This is a genomic window from Natronoarchaeum rubrum, assembly GCF_024494695.1.
Window position 1 is genome coordinate 50,721 of record NZ_JANHDP010000001.1, and the last position, 17,294, is coordinate 68,014.

The window sequence follows — 17,294 nt, forward strand, 5'->3', positions numbered from 1 at the left end:
TCGGACCGTGCAGTTCCCGTCGATCTACACGCCGGAGGGCTCGTTCGCGTACCTGCTGGTCGTGCTGGCCGTCACGCTCGCGACGGCCGTCGCGTATCTGGTAGTGTTCGCGGGCGCCAGCCTCCCGCCCTGACGCTCAGACCGTGTGATCTGGGATGTACGCCAGCCGCTCCATCACGGTGCCGAGCGCGTAGCCGTACACCCAGTGGCCGAGCAGCGAGAGCGCGCTGAAGAGAACGGCCGACTGGGCCCCCGGCCAGTAGGCGATGACGAAGCCGGTCCACATGATCGTCGCGAAGACCACCCCGCGCAGCTCTCGCGGTTGCTGGGGCGGGAGGAAGCCGCCGGCGACCGTGAAAAGCAGCGGGAGCGCGATCACGCCGCCGGACAGGAACACCGCGAGCCCCAACGGCAGGCTCGGTTCGATCCCGACGACGCGGCCGAGTTCCGTGATGTTGATCAGCGGCGCCGCCTCGAACAGTCCGAGAAACGCGGGCAGTCCGATCAGCACCGGCGTCATCAGAACCATCCCGACCAGTCCGCCGACGAACGCCGACAGCACCACTCGCGGGGTGATGTCGAGGCTCGCCTCCAGATCTTCGACGTCGCCGGGTACCGTCGGGTCGGTGAGATCCGTCCGTTCGTCGGGGGTGCTCATCGTGGGATGGTACGGCGCCCCGGCACAAAATCACCCAGTGCGCTCGACCGGTCGTAGAGCGCTCGAGCGGGTCCTAGCTACTTTCCGGAGGCCGTGGAACGAACATACATGACCGACGAGACCGACCACAGAGGGGGCCCGGCGGTCGAGGACTGGCCGCCGGGGTTCGGCGAGGCGAGCTGGTGGCCGCTCGTGACCGGCGCGGGCGCGGCCGGCATCTACGGCGGCGTCGCACTGGCACTCATCGGGAACACCGAGGCGTCGCTCGTCCCGCCGCCCGTGGCGCTCGGGCTGGCGATCGGCGGCCTGCTGGCGTTTCTCGGTGGACTGTACGGCTGGGTGTACCACGCGTTCGTCCGGAACTACTGGCGCCGCGCGCACTCGGGTCACGGGCGCGCGCTCCAGTGGGGGATGTTCGTGTTCGTCCTGACGGACGTGATGACGTTCTCGGCGGGCTTCGCCTACTACTTCTTCGTCCGGGGCGGTCAGTGGCCGCCGGGCGAACTCCCGCCACTGATAACGTCGTTGGTGATCGCCAACACCGCGATCCTGTTGACGAGCAGCGTCACGCTACACGCGGCCCACAGCGCGATCCGCGAGGGGAATCGCCGGCGCTTTCTGGCGTGGCTCTCCGTGACCGTGCTGCTCGGCGTCGCCTTCGTCGGCGGGCAGGTTCTGGAGTACTACGAGTTCCTCGTCGTCGAGGGCGTTCCCGTCACCTCCGTGTTCTTCAGCGCCTTCTTCGGGTTGACTGGACTGCACGGTCTCCACGTCGTTCTCGGCGTGATCGTGCTGGGGATCGTTCTCGCGCGCGCCCTGCGCGGGCAGTTCGACGAAGAGCGCCACACCGCGGTCGCGACGGCGTCGATGTACTGGCACTTCGTCGACGCGGTGTGGGTGTTTCTGGTGGTCACGCTGTACGTCGGCGCCGCCGCGTGATCGGCGGCCTCCGAGCGAAACGTCCTCCCGGCGACAAACAGGTCAGATGTCGAACGCGGCGATCTCGGAGGAGCCACACTCCAGACAGCGTTCGGCGTCGGCCGGCGTGTTCGTCCCGCAGACACGGCATTCGTAGATAGTCTCCTCGGCCCCATCGAGCAGCGATCGCATACGATCTAGCAGCGCCATTCTGCGCTTGCTCGTCGCGCCATCCGGCATAAGCTTTCGTGTTTACGACGCAATCGGCCGTTCGACGGTGCCAGCGGCTTGCAAACGCCGGGTCAGGACCGCCAGTACGCTCGCGTCAGCAACACGAGTACGGGGAAGATCTCCAGACGACCGATCCACATCAGGCCGGCCATCAGTAGCTTCGACGTCCACGGGAAGTCGATGAAGTTCCCCATCGGGCCGACCGTTCCGAGTCCCGGCCCGATGTTGCCCAGGGTCGCCGCGCAGGCGGTTATCAGGCCGATCACCTCGATCTCGAACCCGTCGACCCGCGCGGCGTCGAGCGCGAGCAGCATGGCGCCGACGAGAAACAGAACGAAGTACAGCAGCGTGAACGTGTAGATGCCTCGCACCGCCGTCTCGTCGAGCGCGGTGCCGCCGAGCCGGACCGGGCGCACCGCTTCGGGATGAACGGTGGTGAACAGCTCGCGGCGGATCGACTTGAGGATCACCAGCCAGCGGATCATCTTGATGGCGCCGCCGGTCGACCCCGCCGAGCCGCCCAAAAACATCGCGAACACGAGCGCGTACTGGGCCGGCGGGCTCCAGACGTCGAAGTTCATGCTGGCGTAGCCCGTCGTCGTGACGATCGAGACGACCTGGAACGCGGCGTGGCGCACCGATGGCTCGATCGCGCCCGCGACCCGGCCGACGTTCTCGGCGTCGACCAGCCCGCCGTCGACGAACAGCAGGGCGCTGACGATCGCGGTCAGCGACGCCAGGACGCCCGCGTAGAAGCGGAACTCGCTGTCGGCGACCGCCTCGCGCCAGTCGCCGCTGATCACCTGCCAGAACAGCACGAAGTTCGTCCCGGCGACGACCATGAACGGGATGATCGCCCACTGGACGGCCCACGAGAACGCTTCGATGCTGCGCGCCTGCGGGGAGAACCCGCCGGTCGGCATCGTGGTGAACGTGTGTGCGATCGCACCGTAGGCGGTCATGTTCGGCGCGATCTCGGTGACGCCCAGCAGAAACAACAGGAGGGCCTCGGCGATCGAGAAGCCGACGTAAGCCAGCCAGAGCGCGCGGGCCGTCTCGGCGATCCGGGGCGTGAGTTTCTCGACGCCGGGGCCGGGCGCCTCGGCTTCCATCAGCTGTGCGCCGCCGACCGACAGTTCGGAGAGGATCGCCACCGCGAGGACGACGATCCCCATCCCGCCGAGCCACTGGGTGAGCTGGCGCCACATCATGATCTCCCGGGAGTGTGTTCCGACCGAAATGTCCCGCATGACGGTCGATCCGGTGGTCGTGAAGCCGCTCATGCTCTCGAACAGGGCGTTGACCGGCTGAGCGATCGTCCCGGTGCCGGCGAGCACGTAGGGAACGGCGCCGACGAGCGCGACGAGCAGCCACGTCAGCCCGACCATCAGGAACGCCTCCCTGTCGCCCAGATCCTCGGCCGACCCGACGCGTTCGAGCAGCGTCCCCGCCAGTACCGTGCCGGCCATCGTCGCGACGAACACCAGCAGGTCCTCCTGCTCGTACAGCAAGGAGACGACGATCGGGACGACGAAGGCCACTGAGAGGTACTTCAGAACGGTGCCGCTGAGGCTCACGCTGGCCCGCCAGTCGACGCGGAGCCTCATAGCTTCTCGAGGACGTCGTCGAGAACTTCGGTGGCCAGAAACACGACGACGTGGTCGCCCGCCTCGACGCGGGTGTCGCCGCGCGGCGTGATGTGCGTGCCGTCGCGCGTGATCGCGCCGACGACGACGCACTCCGGTAGATCGGCCATGGCATCTTGGATCGTCTGCCCGACGAGCAGGCTGTCGCGGTCGACCTCGAACTCGACGACCTCCGCGAGGTCGCTTTCGAGCATGGCGACGTTCTCGGCCTCGCCCTCGCGGGTGAACCGCGTGATCTCCTCGGCGGTCTCCTCGCGCGGGTTGATCGCGATGTCGACGCCGACGGCCTCGAACAGGTCGATGTAATCCGGCGACTCGACGACGGTGACGGTGCGATCGACGCCCTGGCGCTCGGCCAGCAGCGACACGAGCAGGTTCTTCTGGTCGTTTTCGAGCGTCGAGATCAGCAGGTCCGAATCGCCGACGTGCTCGCGCGAGAGGAACTCGGTGTCGGTCGCGTCGCTTTGCATGACGGTCGTCTTGGGGAGTTCCTCGGCGAGTTCGCGGGCGCGGTCGGGGTCCTGCTCGATGAGGCGAGGGCTCAGTCCGTGCTCCTCGAAGATGCGGGCGGCCTGGAAGCCGATGTCGCTCCCGCCGACGATCACGATCTCCTCGGCGCCGTTCCGGGCCTCGGCGGGGTACAACTGCGTCGCGAAGTCCTGGACGCTCTCGGGACTCCCGATCACGACGAGCCGATCGGCCGCGCGAATCTGGGTGTCCCCGCGGGGGATCGTCACTTCGCCCTCGCGGAAGATCGCCGCGAACGTCAGCGATTCGAACCGGTCGGCTTCCTGTATCGTCTCGCCGGCGATCGGGCTCTCGGCGTCGATCTCGAACTCGGCCATCCGCACCGCGCCGCCGGCGAACACGTCGGCGTCGTGGGCGCCGGGCAGCCCGGCGATCTGGACGATCGCGTGGGCGGTCAGCAGGTCGCTCCCGACCATGAAGTCGACGCCGAAGGCGCCCTTGGCGCGGCGCCACGTGTCGAGCAGATTCGTCTTCTTGACGCGCGCGATCGTGAACGCGTCGGAGACGGTCTTGGCCGTCCCGCAGGCGACGAGGTTCGTCTCGTCGTTGTCCGTACTCGCGATGACGATGTCGGCGTCCTCGACGTCGGCGTCTTCGAGGACGTCCAGCGAGGTCCCGTCGCCGGCGATCGAGAGCACGTCGAGCGAGTAGGTGAGCTCCTCGACGATCTCGGGGTCGCGCTCGACCACCACCACCTCGTTGGAGTCCGCGAGGTTGGCGGCGATGCTGCGCCCGACCTCGCCGGCGCCGATGACGATCACGCGCACGCGGGGACCACCATGATTACCGGCCATTCTTCCGGGTACAATAAGTGTATTGTCCTTCGGTCGCTGCAGCCGTCCGTCTCTCCCGATCGTGGCGCCCGTTCCGGGGACGACGGTGCGGGGCTCAGACCGACGACGGCGCCTCGTGGATCCGAAGGTCGACCTCCCGTCGTTGGCCCTCCAGATCGGCGACGATGCGCTCGACGATCTTTTCGGCCTCGTCGAGCACTTTCGGACGGAGCTTGTCGATCACCCAGCCGATCGAGACCAGCGCGGGCAGGTCGAGCGCGCTCGAGTTCGCGCTGTCGGCGTCGAACTCGATGACAAGCCGGACCCGGCTGGCCGTCTCGCGGTCGGGCGGCGCGGCCTCCGGCTGATGGTCGACGCGCCAGTGGCCTCGCGCGCGGATGTCCTTCACGAGTCGCCAGTCGATCCGCTCGGGCGGGTCGGTGTCGGTCACCGCCGAGCGAGCCGTGTAGCTGAGCTTCCACCACGAAAGTTCCAGATCGTATCGGGTTCCCTCCTCGCCCGTTCCGTCTTTGCGGACCTCCTCCAGGTACTCCGAATAGTCGGCGTAGCGAGGGAAGTCCTCGAGGAACGCGTAGATCTCCTCGGGCGGGAGGTAGACGTCCGTACTCACCTCGACTCTGTCCACGGTTCGACGTTTGCGGGCGCGACAGTAAGTGTTACGCGCCTCGGCGTCTTCGCGACCGTTTTGCGACGTGTCGCGGCGTCGGGCCGAACGCGCGACGGCGTCTCGGGGTTGGCGGTTTTCGCATCGGCGTCCGGACGCCGCGGCTTCCGCTTCGGCGCCGGTCGCCGCGACGCGTCCGGCGCGTTCATACTCCCGCGGTGCGGACCTCGAAGCGATGACCCGAGACGTGCTCATCGTCGGCGGCGGCGTCGCCGGACTCTCGGCGGGTGTCTTCACCGCGCGGGCGGGGCTCGACACCCTGATCGTCGACCCGTCGGCCGGCCGGACGGGAGCCGACGCCGCGGACGGATCGATCCTCGAACGCAACGCCAGCCTGGAGAACTACCCCGGCATTCCGGCGGGGACTGACGCCCGACTGTATCTCGATATGCTTCGCGAGCAGGCCGAGGCGGCCGGCTGCGAGTTCCGTTCGGGGCGGGTCGTCGACGTCCGCCCGCGCGAGGACGACTTCGGGATCGAACTCGCGGACGGCGACGAACGCGCCGCGGTCCGCGTGATTGCCGCGTCGTGGTCCGACGTCTCCTATCTCGATCCCCTCGACGTCGAACTGATCGACCGCGGGTCGAAGACGTACGTCGGCGTCGACGAGCACGGTCGGACGCGCGTACCGGGGCTGTACGCCGCCGGGCGGATCGCCGGGCGTCCGCATCAGGCGATCGTCGCGGCCGGGCACGGCTCGGCCGTCGCGCTGACCGCGATCGAGGAGTCCGACGCCAACTTCTATCACGACTGGGTCGCGCCCGAGGGGTACTTCACCGGACGAGGTCGCGAGGTGCCGCCGGGCTGCGAGGAGATCGACGATGCCGAGCGTCGGGCGCGCGAGGCCGACGCGCGCGACCGGCTGGCCGAGCGGAGCGCGGAACCGCTCGACGAGACGCCGACGATGCACCCCAGCGTCGACGCCGACGAATAGTACGACTGCTAACACGCGGCCCCCAAAAGTATTACCTCCTTGGACAACCAGTTGATACCAGATGGACGAACAGCGCGGCATCGTTCTCGTCGTGGACGACGATCCTCGCGTCGCTCGCGTCTACGCCGAGCAGCTCCGCCAGCACCACACGGTTCGTGTGGCCTACAGCGGTGAGGAGGCGTTAGAGAGCCTCGACGACGACGTCGAGGTCGTGCTGCTCGACCGGCGGATGCCGGACCTCACCGGCGACGAGGTTCTGGAGCGAATCCGCGACCGCGGGCTGACCTGCCAGGTGGCGATGGTCACCGCGGTCGAGCCGGACTTCGACATCATCGAGATGGCGTTCGACGACTACCTGTTCAAGCCGGTCACCGGCGAGCAGCTGCTCTCGACGGTCGACCACCTGCTTCGGCGGGCAACCTACGATCTCAAGCTGCAGGAGTTTTTCGCGGTCGCCTCGAAGCGGGCCGCGCTGGAGGCCGAGAAGTCCCGCTCCGTGCTCCAGCGCAGCGAGAAGTTCGCCGATCTGACGGCGCGATTCGAGCACCTGCGCGAGGAGCTCGACGAGTCCCTCCGGCAACTCGACGACGAGGAAGCGTTCGATCTCGTGCTGTCGGATCGATTCTGAGCCCGGTTTCGACTCCCGGCCGATCGACCACGTAGCGTCGCCGCCGGCCGCCGCGACAACGTTTTGTCGGCCCCGCGAGAATGGTCGTCCGATGCTGGAGGGAGTCAACGTCGCGCTCGGGGTCTGTGGCTCCATCGCGGCGGTCAAGACCGTCGAACTGGCCCACGAGCTCCGCCGCCGCGGCGCCGCCGTGCGGGCGGTGATGACCGGGGGCGCGCAGGGGATCGTCCACCCGTGGGCCGTCGAGTTCGCCACCGACCGCGAGGTCGTCACCGAACTCACCGGCGCCGTCGAGCACGTCGAGCTCTGCGGCCGCGAGGGCTGGGCCGACGTGTTCCTGATCGCGCCGGCGACGGCCAACACGGTCGGCAAGATCGCCGGCGCGGTCGACGACACGCCCGTAACGACCTGCGCGACCACGGCGCTGGGTGCCGACGTGCCGGTCGTGATCGCCCCCGCGATGCACGAACCGATGTACGACCACCCCGGCGTGCTGGAGGCGATCGAGCGCGTCGAATCGTGGGGCGTCGAGTTCGTCGACCCGCGAATCGAGGAAGGGAAGGCCAAGATCGCAGCCGAGGAGAGCATCTGTCTCGCGACCGCCCGCGCGGCCGTCGACCGACCGCTCGACGGCGAGCACGTCGTCGTCACCGCCGGCGCCACCGCGGAGGCGATCGACCCCGTGCGCGTCCTGACGAACCGCTCGTCGGGCAAAACCGGTCGGGCGGTCGCGAAGGCCTGCTACGTCCGGGGCGCCGACGTGACGCTGATTCACGGCGTCGTCGGCCCGCACGCCCCGTCGAACGATCCGGACGAGCCGGCGCTCGGCCCGGACGGATCGCTCGGCTACGCCGACTACCGCCGCGTCGAGAGCGCCGCCGAGCTCCGGGACGCCGCGCTCGACGCCGCGGCCGACGCCGACGCGCTGATCTCGACGGCGGCGATCGGCGACTACACGGTCGAGCGACGCGACCGGAAGATCAGGTCGGGCCAGAAGCTGACGCTCAACCTCGACCCGACGCCGAAGGTGATCGACGCGGTGCGCGAGGCCCGCCCCGACCTGCCGATCGTCGGCTTCAAGACCGAAACTGCGGGTGCGGCGGGCGATCGAGAGGGCGATCGTTCGGACGCCGACGCCGAGATGGCCGAGGCCGCCCGCGAGACGCTCGACCGGGTCGACCTCGCGTTCGTGGTCGCGAACGACGCGAGCGTGATGGGCGCCGACGAGACGCGGACCCTGTTCGTCGACGCCGACGACGCCGAGGCGTTCGAGGGGTCGAAGCGAGCGCTCGGCGGCGCGGTCGCGGACCGGCTCGTCGGCGTCGTCGACTGACCGTTCGTTCGGGCAGCTCCACTGCCAATTTTGCCGTGATCGACCGGCAGCGACGGGCCGAGAACGAAATTGTTTTCCTCGGGGTACCGCTTGGTTCGGACAACAGACAGAGCCATGAGTGATGCAACTAGATCCGGACGCGGCGCCGCGATACGGCCAGCGTCGGGATCGCTCTCCGGGCTTTCGGGGCGCGATCGACGCCCGCCCGATCCCCCGACGGAGGGCGATCCCGCGTGACCCACACGCTGGTGCCCGTCGAGGAGTCGGCGACGCTCCGTCGGACCGTCGAGTACGCCGTCGAGTCCGCGCTCGACGCGTCCGACGGGGACGCCCACATCACGTTCGCCTACGTGATCTCGGCCGATAGCACGCAGCTCCCCGGTTCGGAGCTGGAGGAATCCGGTCGCGACCTCCTCGACCGGATCGAGGTGTGGACCGAGGAAGACGCTGGCGAGCATATCGACGAGCTAACCGTCGAGACGACGGTGCTCGGGGCCGACGAGTACCTCTTTAGCCCCTCCGACGTGGCGCGCGTGGTCGGCGCCCGCGCGGTCTCGACCGGCGTCGACCGGATCGTGCTCGACCCGGAGTACGATCCCGGCGCCGGCCAGCCGCTGCTCGAACCGCTCAAGTCCGAGCTGAGCCGGGACGACCGCTTCGACACCGAGGAGGCACCCGTCGAGCACCCGCGGCGCTCGGCGCGCGTCGTCGCGCCCGCCAGCGCCAGCCGGTTCCTCGGGACGTTCCTGATCTCGTTCGTCTTCTACCAGGTTGTCGGCGGCTTCGCCGGCATCTTCGACCTCGTCACCGGCGTCGCGACCGCGCTGATCGCGGCAATCGTGCTCTCGCAGGTGACGTTCGCCCGCCCGCCGCAAGTCGGCGCCTCGCTGGCCCGAATAGCCCGCTGGTGCGTGTTCGCGCCGGTGTTGCTCTGGGAGATCGTGATCGCGAACCTGCAGGTCGCGACCGTCATCCTGAACCCCCGCGCGGAGATCGACCCGCGGATGACGCGGATCCACGCGGCGGTCTGGGGCGCGCTGCCGGTGACGACGCTGGCCAACAGCATCACGCTCACGCCCGGGACGCTCACCGTCCGCGAGCGCGGGCAGGACCTGTACGTCCACTCGCTGCTTCCCGTCTCGCGCGAGGGGCTGTTCGACGGCAGTCTGGAGCGGTGGGTCCGATTCGTGTTCTACGGGCGCCGGGCGATGCGGATCGACAGCCCGCGCGAGCGCGGCGACGCCGAAGTGCTCCAGCAATCGGACGATTCGGAGACCGAGAAAGAGGCCGACGCCGACGACGACGCCGGGGGTGAGTCGGCGTGAGCGTCGCCACCGGTGACCTCGCGACCGACCTGTTCCTCGGGACGGCCGCGCTGTTCGTCGTGCTGGCCGTCGCGATGCTGTACCGGGCCGTCGACGGCCCGACGATGCAGGACCGCGTGCTGGCGGTGAACGTGCTCGGCACGAACACCGTCGTGATCCTCGCGCTGCTGGCGGTCGGTCTCGGGGAGTCGTCGTTCCTGGACATCGCGCTGATCTACGCGCTGCTGAACTTCCTGATGTCCGTGGCGATCTCGAAGTTCACCGTCGAGCGGGGTGGGATCATATGAGCGCCGTCGAGACCGCCCGGCTGGTCGCCATCGGCGTCCTGCTGGCGGGATCCCTGCTGTTCACGCTCGTCTCGGCCGTCGGCGTCATCCGGCTGCCGGACATCTACTCGCGAGCCCACACCGCCTCGCAGGCCGACACACTCGGCGCCGGCTTCGCGCTGGCGGCCGTCGCGCTCTCGCTTGGCGTCCAGGCGACCACCGCGAAGACGGTGCTACTCTTGCTGTTCATCTTCCTGACGAACCCGACCGCCGCCCACGCCATCGCCCGGGCGGCCGACGAGGACGGCATCGAGCCGTGGACGACCGACGACGACCGCACCGCGCGGGATCTCGCGCCGGATCGCAGCGGCGACGCCGACGCGTCGGAGCCCGCCCGCGACGGCGTCGACGAAGAGGTGGGTGAGCGATCCGAGGGATCGCGATCCTCGTCAGCGCACCGCTCTGACGGAGGTGAGTCGGCGTGATCCCCACGATCGGTATCGTGCTGTTCGCGTTCGTGCTCGCCACGGCGGTGCTGACCGCGATCTTCCGGGACGTGCTCGCCGCGATCATCGTGTTCGCGGCCTACAGCCTCGGGATGGCGATCTTCTACGCCGTCCTGCTCGCGCCCGACGTCGCCATGACCGAGGCGGCGATCGGCGCCGGCGTGACGACGCTGTTGCTGCTGTTGACGATCGCGAAGACCGTCCACCCGCCGACCGACGTCACGTTCGAGCGCCCCCATCCGACGGGCCTGCTCGTCGTGGGCGCGTTCACGCTCGTCGTGCTGGCGACCGTGCCCGCGTTCCCCGAGGTCGGCAGCGAGTCGGCGCCGATCTGGTCGAACCCCGAGGTGACCCAGTACTACATCGAGGCGGCCTACGAGGACACCGGCGTCGAGAACGCCGTGACGGCCGTGCTCGCCGGCTACCGCGGATTCGACACGTTCGGCGAGGCGGTCGTGGTGTTCGCGGCCGGCATCGCCGCGCTGCTGGTGCTGCGAACGGAGGTGTTCACCGGTGAGTAACGACGAGTACGAGCCGGTCGGCGAGAACCAGCCCTACGTCGAGAGTCAGGTGATCATGACGACCGTGCGCGTGATCGTCCCGTTCACGTTCACCTACGGGCTGTACCTGACGTTCCACGGCGGCGGCTCGCCCGGTGGCGGCTTCCAAGGCGGCGCCATCATCGGCGCGACGATCCTGATGATCGCCTTTGCCTTCGGCATCGAGCCGACCCGCGAGTGGCTGTCGAACCGCGTCGTCGTCGGCCTCGCCAGCGGCGGCGTGCTCGCGTTCGCGCTGATCGGGCTGATTCCGGTCGCGATCGACGGCCGATTCCTCGAACACGGACTGTACGAGTCGGCCCTGGAGATCTACCACGGCAAGAAGTACGCCCTCGAGGGCGTCGAGATCATCGGCATCATGCCGATCGTCGCCGGCGTCGTCGTGGGCCTGTTCTTCGTCATCGCCGCCGGATTCAGCGGCGGGGGACGGCTTGCAGGGGATGGGGGTGAGCGATCTTCGGAACGATCGCGAAGCGATGGGAGCGCGGAGCGACCCGAGCGAGGTGATAGTCGATGACGCTGATAGATCTACTCGCGACGCGGTACGCGTACGTACTGTTCGCCCTGCTCGTCGGGACGGGGCTGTACATGGTCGTGTCCAGCCCGAACCTCGTCAAGAAGGTGATCGGGCTGAACCTGTTCCAGACCGGCCTGTTCCTGTTTTTCATCGCGAGCGCCTACGTCGAGGGCGGCTCGACGGCGGTGATCCACGGCGAGGGCGGCGGCCCCTACGTCAGCCCGCTGCCCCAGGTGCTGGTGCTGACCGCAATCGTCGTCGGCGTCGCGCTGACGGCGGTCGCGCTCGCGCTGATCGTGCGCATCTATTCGGAGTACGGGACGCTCCGCGAGGACGTCCTCCGGGAGGTGCGCGCCGATGAGTGACGTCTCGCTGGCGCCGGTCGGACTGATCGTGCTGCCGCTGATCGCGGCGGCCATCGCACTCGCGGCGGGCGTCGTCCGCGAGCGAACCGGCTGGGCGATCGCGGTCGCAACGCTGCTCGCGGAAGGCGGGCTCGCGGCGTGGCTCGCGAACGCCGTCTACGGCGGACAGGGCGAGGTCCTCCACGAACTCGGAGACTACGGCCGCCCCGAGCAGTTCGCCGTCGGCATCGAGCTGGTGGCCGACGAGCTTTCGGCGATCGTCGTGCTGCTGATCGTCGTCGTCTCGCTGGGCGTGCTCGCGATGGCGCGCTCGACCGGGCCGCGCGGGAACGCCTTCTTCGCCGCCTTTCTCCTGCTGAACGGCGGGCTGATGGGCGTCGTGCTCACCGGCGACGTGTTCAACCTGTTCGTCTTTCTGGAGATCGTCGGGCTGGCGACGTACGCGCTGGTCGCCTCCGATCGGCGGCCCGACGCCGCCGTCGCCGCGCTGAAGTACCTGCTCGTCGGGACGACCGGCGCCTCGCTGTACCTGCTGGGCGTCGGCTACCTGTTCATGGCGACGGGCACGCTGAACATGGCCGATCTCGCGGCCGCGCTGGCCGGGAACGCGGCGTTCGTCGACGGGCCGCTGTACACCGACACGCTCGTCGTCGCCGGCTTTGCGTTCATCACGGTCGGCCTGTTCGTCAAGGCCGCGATCTACCCGCTGCACGCCTGGCAGCCCGACGCCTACGCCGAAGCGCCGGACGCAGTGACGGCGTACATCTCGGCGCTGGTCTCGACGGCGGGTGCGTACGCGTTCGCCCGCATCGCGTTCGACGTGTTCACGCCGGCCTTTTTCGAGGCCGTGCCCGCCGCCGCGTGGGCGGTCGTGACGCTGGCCTCGGTGAGCGTCGTCGCCGGCAGCGCGCTGGCGGTGACCCAGACGCGGGTCAAGCGCGTGTTCGCGTACTCGTCGGTGTCGCAGTTCGGGCTGGTCGTCGCCGCGGTCGGGATCGCGGTTCATCCCGCGGCGTCGCCCGACGCGGCCCGGCTGGCGATCGTCGGCGCCGTCGTCCACCTGATCGGGCACGGCGTCATCAAGGGCGGGCTGTTCGTCGCCGCCGCCGGGCTCGCGCGGACGGCCGGCGCGCGCACGCTCGACGAACTCTCCGGGCTCGGCCGCGAAGCGCCGTTCCAGTCGGGCGCCATGGCCGTGCTGGCGCTCTCGCTCGTCGGCGTCCCGCCGACGGTCGGCTTCCTCGGGAAGTTCTACATCGCGCTGGGCGCAGTCGAGGCCGGGATCTGGCCGGTCGCCGCCGTGATCTTGCTCAGCACGGTGCTGACGCTGGCCTACGCCGCGCGATTCCTGGAGCGACTGTACTTCACGCCCCGGAGCGCGGCGCCCTCGGCGGGCGTCGACGCCGCTGCCGGGGTGGCTGCTGACGGCGGCGCCGACGCCGCAACTGATGGTGGTACCGATGCTGCTGACGATGATACCGAGGCGTCCCACGGCGACAGCGACGCCGGCGTCGACGCGGTCGAGCAGGATATCGCAGACGCGCCGGGCGCGTCGCTCGGCCTGAAGGTCGCGCTCGTCGCCGCCGCGCTGCTGGCGGTCGCGCTCGGGTTCGCCGGCGCCGAGTTCGCGGATGCGCTGAATCCGTTCGTGACGGAGGTGGTCCGATAGATGGTCGAACAATCCCTGCGACCGCTGGCGGCCGTGCTCGTCTCGGCCGTCGCGATCGTGCTGATCGTCGCGTCGTATCGTCACCCGAATATCCGGGACAGCTGGTCGGTCGCGGCCGCCGTCGCGAAGTTCGGCATCGTCGCGAGCATGGTGCCGGGCGTGCTGGGCGGCGAGAGCTATCGCGCGCCGGCGCTGGAGTTCGCGCCGGTTCCTAACGGGCCACCGCTCCGGCTCGCGCTCGAAGCCGACGCGCTGGGCGTCCTCTTTGCCCTGCTGGCGAGCCTGCTGTGGATCTTCACGTCGTTCTACGCCGTGGGGTACATGCGCGGGCTCGACGAGCACGCCCAGACGCGCTTTTTCGCGTCCTTTGCCGCCAGCCTCTCGGCCGCGGTGGGGATCGCCTTCGCCGCGAACCTGGTGACGATCTTCCTGTTCTACGAGCTGCTGTCGGTCGCGACCTACCCGCTGGTCGCCCACGACGAGGACGGCGAGGCGCGCGCCGCCGGCCGGAAGTATCTGACCTACACGTTCTTCGGCGGCGGCGTGCTCGTGCTCGCGGGCACCGTGCTGGTGTTCGTGCTCGCCGACACGACGACGTTCGGCGCGACGGCCCAGGCGCTCGGGAACGCCGACCCGACGCTCGCGAAGGCGGCGTTCGCGCTGCTGGCGGCCGGGTTCGGCGTCAAGGCCGGCCTGATGCCGCTGCACTCCTGGCTGCCCGACGCCATGGTCGCGCCGACGCCGGTGTCGGGACTGCTCCACGCCGTCGCGGTCGTCAAGAGCGGCGTCTTCGGCATCGCGCGGCTGGTGCTGGAGGTGTACAGTCCGGCAGTGGTTGCCGACCTCGGGGTGGGGATCTACCTCGCTGCGGTCGCCGCCTTCACGATCCTCGTGTCGAGCCTGATCGCGCTCCGGCAGGACCACCTCAAGCGCCGGCTGGCGTACTCGACGGTGAGCCAGCTATCCTACATCGTGCTCGGGCTGGCGCTGCTGGGCCCGACTGCCGTCAAGGGCGGACTGCTCCACATCCCCGCCCACGCGTTCATGAAGCTCACCCTGTTCTTCTGTGCGGGGTTCATCCACGTCGAGACACACACCGACTACATCAGCGAGATGGACGGGATCGGCGAGCGGATGCCCCTGACGATGGCGGCGTTCGCCGTCGCCGCGGCGGGGATGGCCGGCATCCCGCTGGTCGCCGGCTTCGTCAGCAAGTGGTTCCTGCTGATCGGCGCCGTCGAGGTCGAGCAGACGATCTTCGCGATCGCGCTGCTGGTCTCGGGGATTCTGAACATCGCGTACTTCTGGCCGGTGGTCTACGGCGCCTTTTTCGAGTCGCCCGGCGAGGCCGACTCGAAGCCGCTGCTGGAGGGGCCGATCGGCGGTCGCTTCGGCGCCGCGGCGGGAACCGGCTCCGGCCCCGCCGTCGCGACCGACGGCGTCGGGAACGACGCCGACGATCGACCGGACGAGGCCGACGACTCGGCGTCGCCCTCGACCGGAACGTACGCGGTCGATCGCAACCCGAGCGATCACCTCTCGACCGACGAGCAGGAGCAACGCCGGGAGGACGCCGCCGAGGCCGTAGACGCCGAAGCGGACGCGGAAGAGAACTCGCATGACGATACCGATCACCACGACGTCGTCCACGACGAGCACGGAGATCACGGCCACGGCGGAACGACCGGCGACTGGGAAGCCGTCGGCTGGACCGGTCAGGAGGGGTCCTGGCTGATGCTCGGCCCGATCCTCGCGGTCGCGGCCGGCGCGGTCGTGCTCGGCGTGGTCCCGTATCAGGCCGTGTTCCTGCATCTGATCGAGGAGATCCTGACGGGGGTGACGTTCTGATGCTGGACGTCGTTCCCCCGGCCGCGCTGGTGCTCATCGCCGCGCTACTGGTCGCCGTCTTGCCCCGCAAGGTCGGCCACGGCGTCGGCGCGCTGGCGACGGCCGGCGCGCTCGCGCTGTCGTGGCTCGTCCCCGCCGGCGCGCACCTGCAGGTCGAACTGTTCGGCGCGTTCCAGGCCGTACTCTACAACGTCGACTCCTTTAGCCGGCTGATGGGCCTGATCTTCTCGTTCATCGGGCTCGTCGCCGTCGTCTACTCCTACGCGAGCGACGCCGAGCGCACCCAGACGGCCTACGCGCTGTCGTACGTCGGCACGAGCCTCGCGGCCGTGTTCGCCGGCGACTGGCTGACGCTGGTGTTCTTCTGGGAGCTGATGGCCGTCACCTCGACGCTGCTGGTCTGGCACTACGGCGGACGGGCGGTCCGCGCGGGCTTCCGCTACGCCGTCCTGCACGGGATCGGCGGGAGCCTCGTGCTCGCGGCGCTGGTCTGGCACTACGCCGAGGCCGGCACGTTCCTCTTCACCGGCGAGGGGATCGTCAGCGGCGTCCCGGCCGTCCTCGCGGCGGTCGGCATCGGCGTCAACGTCGGGTTCGTCGGCCTCCACGCCTGGCTGCCCGACACGTACCCGCGGCCCCACATCGCCGCCTCCGTGTTCCTCTGTGTCTACACGACCAAGACCGGCGTGTACGCGATGTACCGGGCGTTCCCCGACGGGCACATGACGATCGCGTACATGGGCGGCGCGATGGCCGTCTTCGGCGCCACGATGGCGCTGCTCCAGTCGGACATGCGCCGCCTGCTGTCGTATCACATCCAGTCCCAGGTCGGCTATATGATCGCCGGCGTCGGCCTCGGGACGAAGCTCGCGACCGCCGGCGCGTTCGCCCACGTGTTCAACCACATCCTCTACAAGAGCCTGCTGTTCATGACGGTCGGCGTCGTGATCTACCGGACCGGCGAGGAGAGCCTGAAGAAGGTCGGCGGACTGGCCCGCGACATGCCGATCACCGCCGCCACGTTCGGCGTCGCGGCGCTGTCGATCGGCGGGTTCCCGCTGTTCAACGGGTTCGTCTCGAAGGGGATGGTCGTCAAGGCGGCCCACAAGGAGTACGTCACGTTGTTCGGGTTCGATCACGTCTACGTGCTGTGGTACCTGCTGCTGATCGGTGGCGTCGGCACGTTCCTCTCGTTCATCAAACTGGGCTACCACGCGTTCCTGCACGGTAGCTACGACGGGAAGGTCCTCGACGCCAACCGCGGCCAGAGCGTCGGGCTGATCTCGGTCGCGGCGCTGTGCGTGCTGTTCGGGATCAGACCGCCGGCGCTGTACGAACTACTGCCGTACAGCGACTACGCCATCGAGAACTACCGCGCTTATACGGCGTTCCACGTCGGCGAGGTGCTCGTGCTGGTGGCCATCGCTCTGGTCGGCTTCGTGATCCTCAAAGGTCCGCTCAAGAAGGTCGGCAAGGTGCCCGACGTCGACGCGATCTACAACCCGATCGCGTTCTACGGGACGCGCGGGCTCGTCGTCGGCGTCACCGAACTGTACGCTGCGGTCGACCGCGCCGCCGTTCGCTTCGTCGGGTTCGTCACCGACGTCGCAGCGGATCCCGAGTCCGCGGTCGCGGCGACGCCGCTGGGCGATCGCGTCGAGGACGAGTACGCCCACCCGCTCCGGGCGGGCTTCGGGACGAGCATCCTGCTCGTGACGTTGGTCGCGACGCTCGTCCTGCTGGCCGTTCTGCTGGGTTGACCGGCGGGGCGCGCTCGACGGGCTCTCGCTCGGCGTCCCGCCGCCGCGTCGCAGTCATTTTCCACCGCGTATCGACGCCTCACCTCTCGATCAACCAGTGGTTACCGTTCCCGTCGCCGGGAAAGCCGAGCATAACCAAGTTTC

The 17,294-nt window shown here is 69.1% G+C and carries 18 protein-coding genes and 1 pseudogene; 14 read left to right on the top strand and 5 right to left on the bottom strand.

Annotated elements, in window-relative coordinates:
- Window positions 1-7 precede the first annotated feature (7 nt).
- On the top strand, window positions 8-133 hold the full coding sequence (locus NO931_RS00280; RefSeq protein WP_256390618.1) for a hypothetical protein: 126 nt from the start codon (window positions 8-10) through the stop codon (window positions 131-133).
- 3 nt (window positions 134-136) lie between these two features.
- Here NO931_RS00280 and NO931_RS00285 read toward each other — a convergent pair whose 3' ends face one another.
- On the bottom strand, window positions 137-658 hold the full coding sequence (locus NO931_RS00285; protein WP_256390619.1) for a DUF6789 family protein: 522 nt from the start codon (window positions 656-658) through the stop codon (window positions 137-139).
- A gap of 108 nt (window positions 659-766) precedes the next feature.
- Here NO931_RS00285 and NO931_RS00290 point away from each other — a divergent pair, with 108 nt between their 5' ends.
- Window positions 767-1,597, top strand: coding sequence for a cytochrome c oxidase subunit 3 (locus tag NO931_RS00290; protein ID WP_256390620.1), 831 nt, complete (start codon window positions 767-769; stop codon window positions 1,595-1,597).
- 42 nt (window positions 1,598-1,639) lie between these two features.
- Here the strand turns inward: NO931_RS00290 and NO931_RS00295 are convergent, their stop codons facing one another.
- The 4 genes from NO931_RS00295 to NO931_RS00310 form a co-directional block, all read right to left on the bottom strand.
- Window positions 1,640-1,786 (bottom strand): hypothetical protein, encoded by a 147-nt coding sequence (locus NO931_RS00295; RefSeq protein WP_256390621.1) that lies wholly within the window; start codon window positions 1,784-1,786, stop codon window positions 1,640-1,642.
- 92 nt (window positions 1,787-1,878) lie between these two features.
- On the bottom strand, window positions 1,879-3,414 hold the full coding sequence (locus tag NO931_RS00300; protein ID WP_256390622.1) for a TrkH family potassium uptake protein: 1,536 nt from the start codon (window positions 3,412-3,414) through the stop codon (window positions 1,879-1,881).
- Entirely contained in the window at window positions 3,411-4,748 is a 1,338-nt protein-coding gene (gene trkA / locus NO931_RS00305; protein WP_256390623.1) for a Trk system potassium transporter TrkA, read from the bottom strand. The genes NO931_RS00300 and trkA overlap by 4 nt, the downstream gene beginning before the upstream one ends.
- Window positions 4,749-4,869: 121 nt before the next feature.
- On the bottom strand, window positions 4,870-5,400 hold the full coding sequence (locus NO931_RS00310; RefSeq protein ID WP_256390624.1) for a type II toxin-antitoxin system RatA family toxin: 531 nt from the start codon (window positions 5,398-5,400) through the stop codon (window positions 4,870-4,872).
- Between the two features lie 214 nt (window positions 5,401-5,614).
- Here NO931_RS00310 and NO931_RS00315 point away from each other — a divergent pair, with 214 nt between their 5' ends.
- The 12 genes and pseudogenes from NO931_RS00315 to NO931_RS00370 all read left to right on the top strand — a co-directional run bounded on the left by NO931_RS00315 (window position 5,615) and on the right by NO931_RS00370 (window position 17,150).
- Window positions 5,615-6,373 (top strand): NAD(P)/FAD-dependent oxidoreductase, encoded by a 759-nt coding sequence (locus NO931_RS00315; RefSeq protein ID WP_256390625.1) that lies wholly within the window; start codon window positions 5,615-5,617, stop codon window positions 6,371-6,373.
- 61 nt (window positions 6,374-6,434) lie between these two features.
- Window positions 6,435-7,001, top strand: coding sequence for a HalX domain-containing protein (locus tag NO931_RS00320; RefSeq protein WP_256390626.1), 567 nt, complete (start codon window positions 6,435-6,437; stop codon window positions 6,999-7,001).
- Between the two features lie 91 nt (window positions 7,002-7,092).
- A complete protein-coding gene (gene coaBC, locus NO931_RS00325; protein ID WP_256390627.1) occupies window positions 7,093-8,334 on the top strand; it encodes a bifunctional phosphopantothenoylcysteine decarboxylase/phosphopantothenate--cysteine ligase CoaBC in 1,242 nt (413 codons plus the stop codon).
- Window positions 8,335-8,567: 233 nt separating this feature from the next.
- Entirely contained in the window at window positions 8,568-9,659 is a 1,092-nt protein-coding gene (locus NO931_RS00330) for a monovalent cation/H+ antiporter subunit E (protein WP_256390628.1), read from the top strand.
- Window positions 9,656-9,946 carry a cation:proton antiporter gene (locus NO931_RS00335; RefSeq protein ID WP_256390629.1) on the top strand — a complete coding sequence of 97 codons (291 nt, stop codon included), beginning with the start codon at window positions 9,656-9,658 and terminating at the stop codon, window positions 9,944-9,946. The genes NO931_RS00330 and NO931_RS00335 overlap by 4 nt, the downstream gene beginning before the upstream one ends.
- Window positions 9,943-10,263: pseudogene (gene mnhG, locus NO931_RS00340) on the top strand (monovalent cation/H(+) antiporter subunit G); the annotation flags it as partial. The gene NO931_RS00335 and the pseudogene mnhG, both read left to right, overlap by 4 nt.
- Window positions 10,264-10,409: 146 nt before the next feature.
- The gene (locus NO931_RS00345; RefSeq protein WP_375142023.1) at window positions 10,410-10,952 is read left to right on the top strand and encodes a DUF4040 domain-containing protein; all 543 of its coding nucleotides are present in this window, start codon (window positions 10,410-10,412) and stop codon (window positions 10,950-10,952) included.
- On the top strand, window positions 10,945-11,508 hold the full coding sequence (locus NO931_RS00350; protein ID WP_256390631.1) for an MnhB domain-containing protein: 564 nt from the start codon (window positions 10,945-10,947) through the stop codon (window positions 11,506-11,508). The genes NO931_RS00345 and NO931_RS00350 overlap by 8 nt, the downstream gene beginning before the upstream one ends.
- A gap of 2 nt (window positions 11,509-11,510) precedes the next feature.
- A complete protein-coding gene (locus tag NO931_RS00355) occupies window positions 11,511-11,873 on the top strand; it encodes a cation:proton antiporter subunit C (protein WP_375142024.1) in 363 nt (120 codons plus the stop codon).
- Entirely contained in the window at window positions 11,866-13,542 is a 1,677-nt protein-coding gene (locus tag NO931_RS00360) for a proton-conducting transporter transmembrane domain-containing protein (RefSeq protein WP_256390633.1), read from the top strand. The genes NO931_RS00355 and NO931_RS00360 overlap by 8 nt, the downstream gene beginning before the upstream one ends.
- The gene (locus tag NO931_RS00365; RefSeq protein ID WP_256390634.1) at window positions 13,543-15,390 is read left to right on the top strand and encodes a proton-conducting transporter transmembrane domain-containing protein; all 1,848 of its coding nucleotides are present in this window, start codon (window positions 13,543-13,545) and stop codon (window positions 15,388-15,390) included.
- Complete coding sequence (locus tag NO931_RS00370; RefSeq protein ID WP_256390635.1) at window positions 15,390-17,150, top strand: Na(+)/H(+) antiporter subunit D; 1,761 nt, start codon at window positions 15,390-15,392, stop codon at window positions 17,148-17,150. Before NO931_RS00365 ends, NO931_RS00370 begins: the two co-directional genes overlap by 1 nt.
- The last annotated feature ends 144 nt before the right edge of the window (window positions 17,151-17,294 follow it).

What these genes read in the sequence shown, in the direction of transcription:
- NO931_RS00285 (WP_256390619.1), bottom strand. Translation starts at nt 658, where the DNA reads ATGAGCACCCCCGACGAACGGACGGATCTCACCGACCCGACGGTACCC.
- NO931_RS00290 (WP_256390620.1), top strand. Translation starts at nt 767, where the DNA reads ATGACCGACGAGACCGACCACAGAGGGGGCCCGGCGGTCGAGGACTGG.
- NO931_RS00295 (WP_256390621.1), bottom strand. Translation starts at nt 1,786, where the DNA reads ATGGCGCTGCTAGATCGTATGCGATCGCTGCTCGATGGGGCCGAGGAG.
- NO931_RS00300 (WP_256390622.1), bottom strand. Translation starts at nt 3,414, where the DNA reads ATGAGGCTCCGCGTCGACTGGCGGGCCAGCGTGAGCCTCAGCGGCACC.
- NO931_RS00315 (WP_256390625.1), top strand. Translation starts at nt 5,615, where the DNA reads ATGACCCGAGACGTGCTCATCGTCGGCGGCGGCGTCGCCGGACTCTCG.
- NO931_RS00320 (WP_256390626.1), top strand. Translation starts at nt 6,435, where the DNA reads ATGGACGAACAGCGCGGCATCGTTCTCGTCGTGGACGACGATCCTCGC.
- coaBC (WP_256390627.1), top strand. Translation starts at nt 7,093, where the DNA reads ATGCTGGAGGGAGTCAACGTCGCGCTCGGGGTCTGTGGCTCCATCGCG.
- NO931_RS00360 (WP_256390633.1), top strand. Translation starts at nt 11,866, where the DNA reads ATGAGTGACGTCTCGCTGGCGCCGGTCGGACTGATCGTGCTGCCGCTG.
- NO931_RS00365 (WP_256390634.1), top strand. Translation starts at nt 13,543, where the DNA reads ATGGTCGAACAATCCCTGCGACCGCTGGCGGCCGTGCTCGTCTCGGCC.
- NO931_RS00370 (WP_256390635.1), top strand. Translation starts at nt 15,390, where the DNA reads ATGCTGGACGTCGTTCCCCCGGCCGCGCTGGTGCTCATCGCCGCGCTA.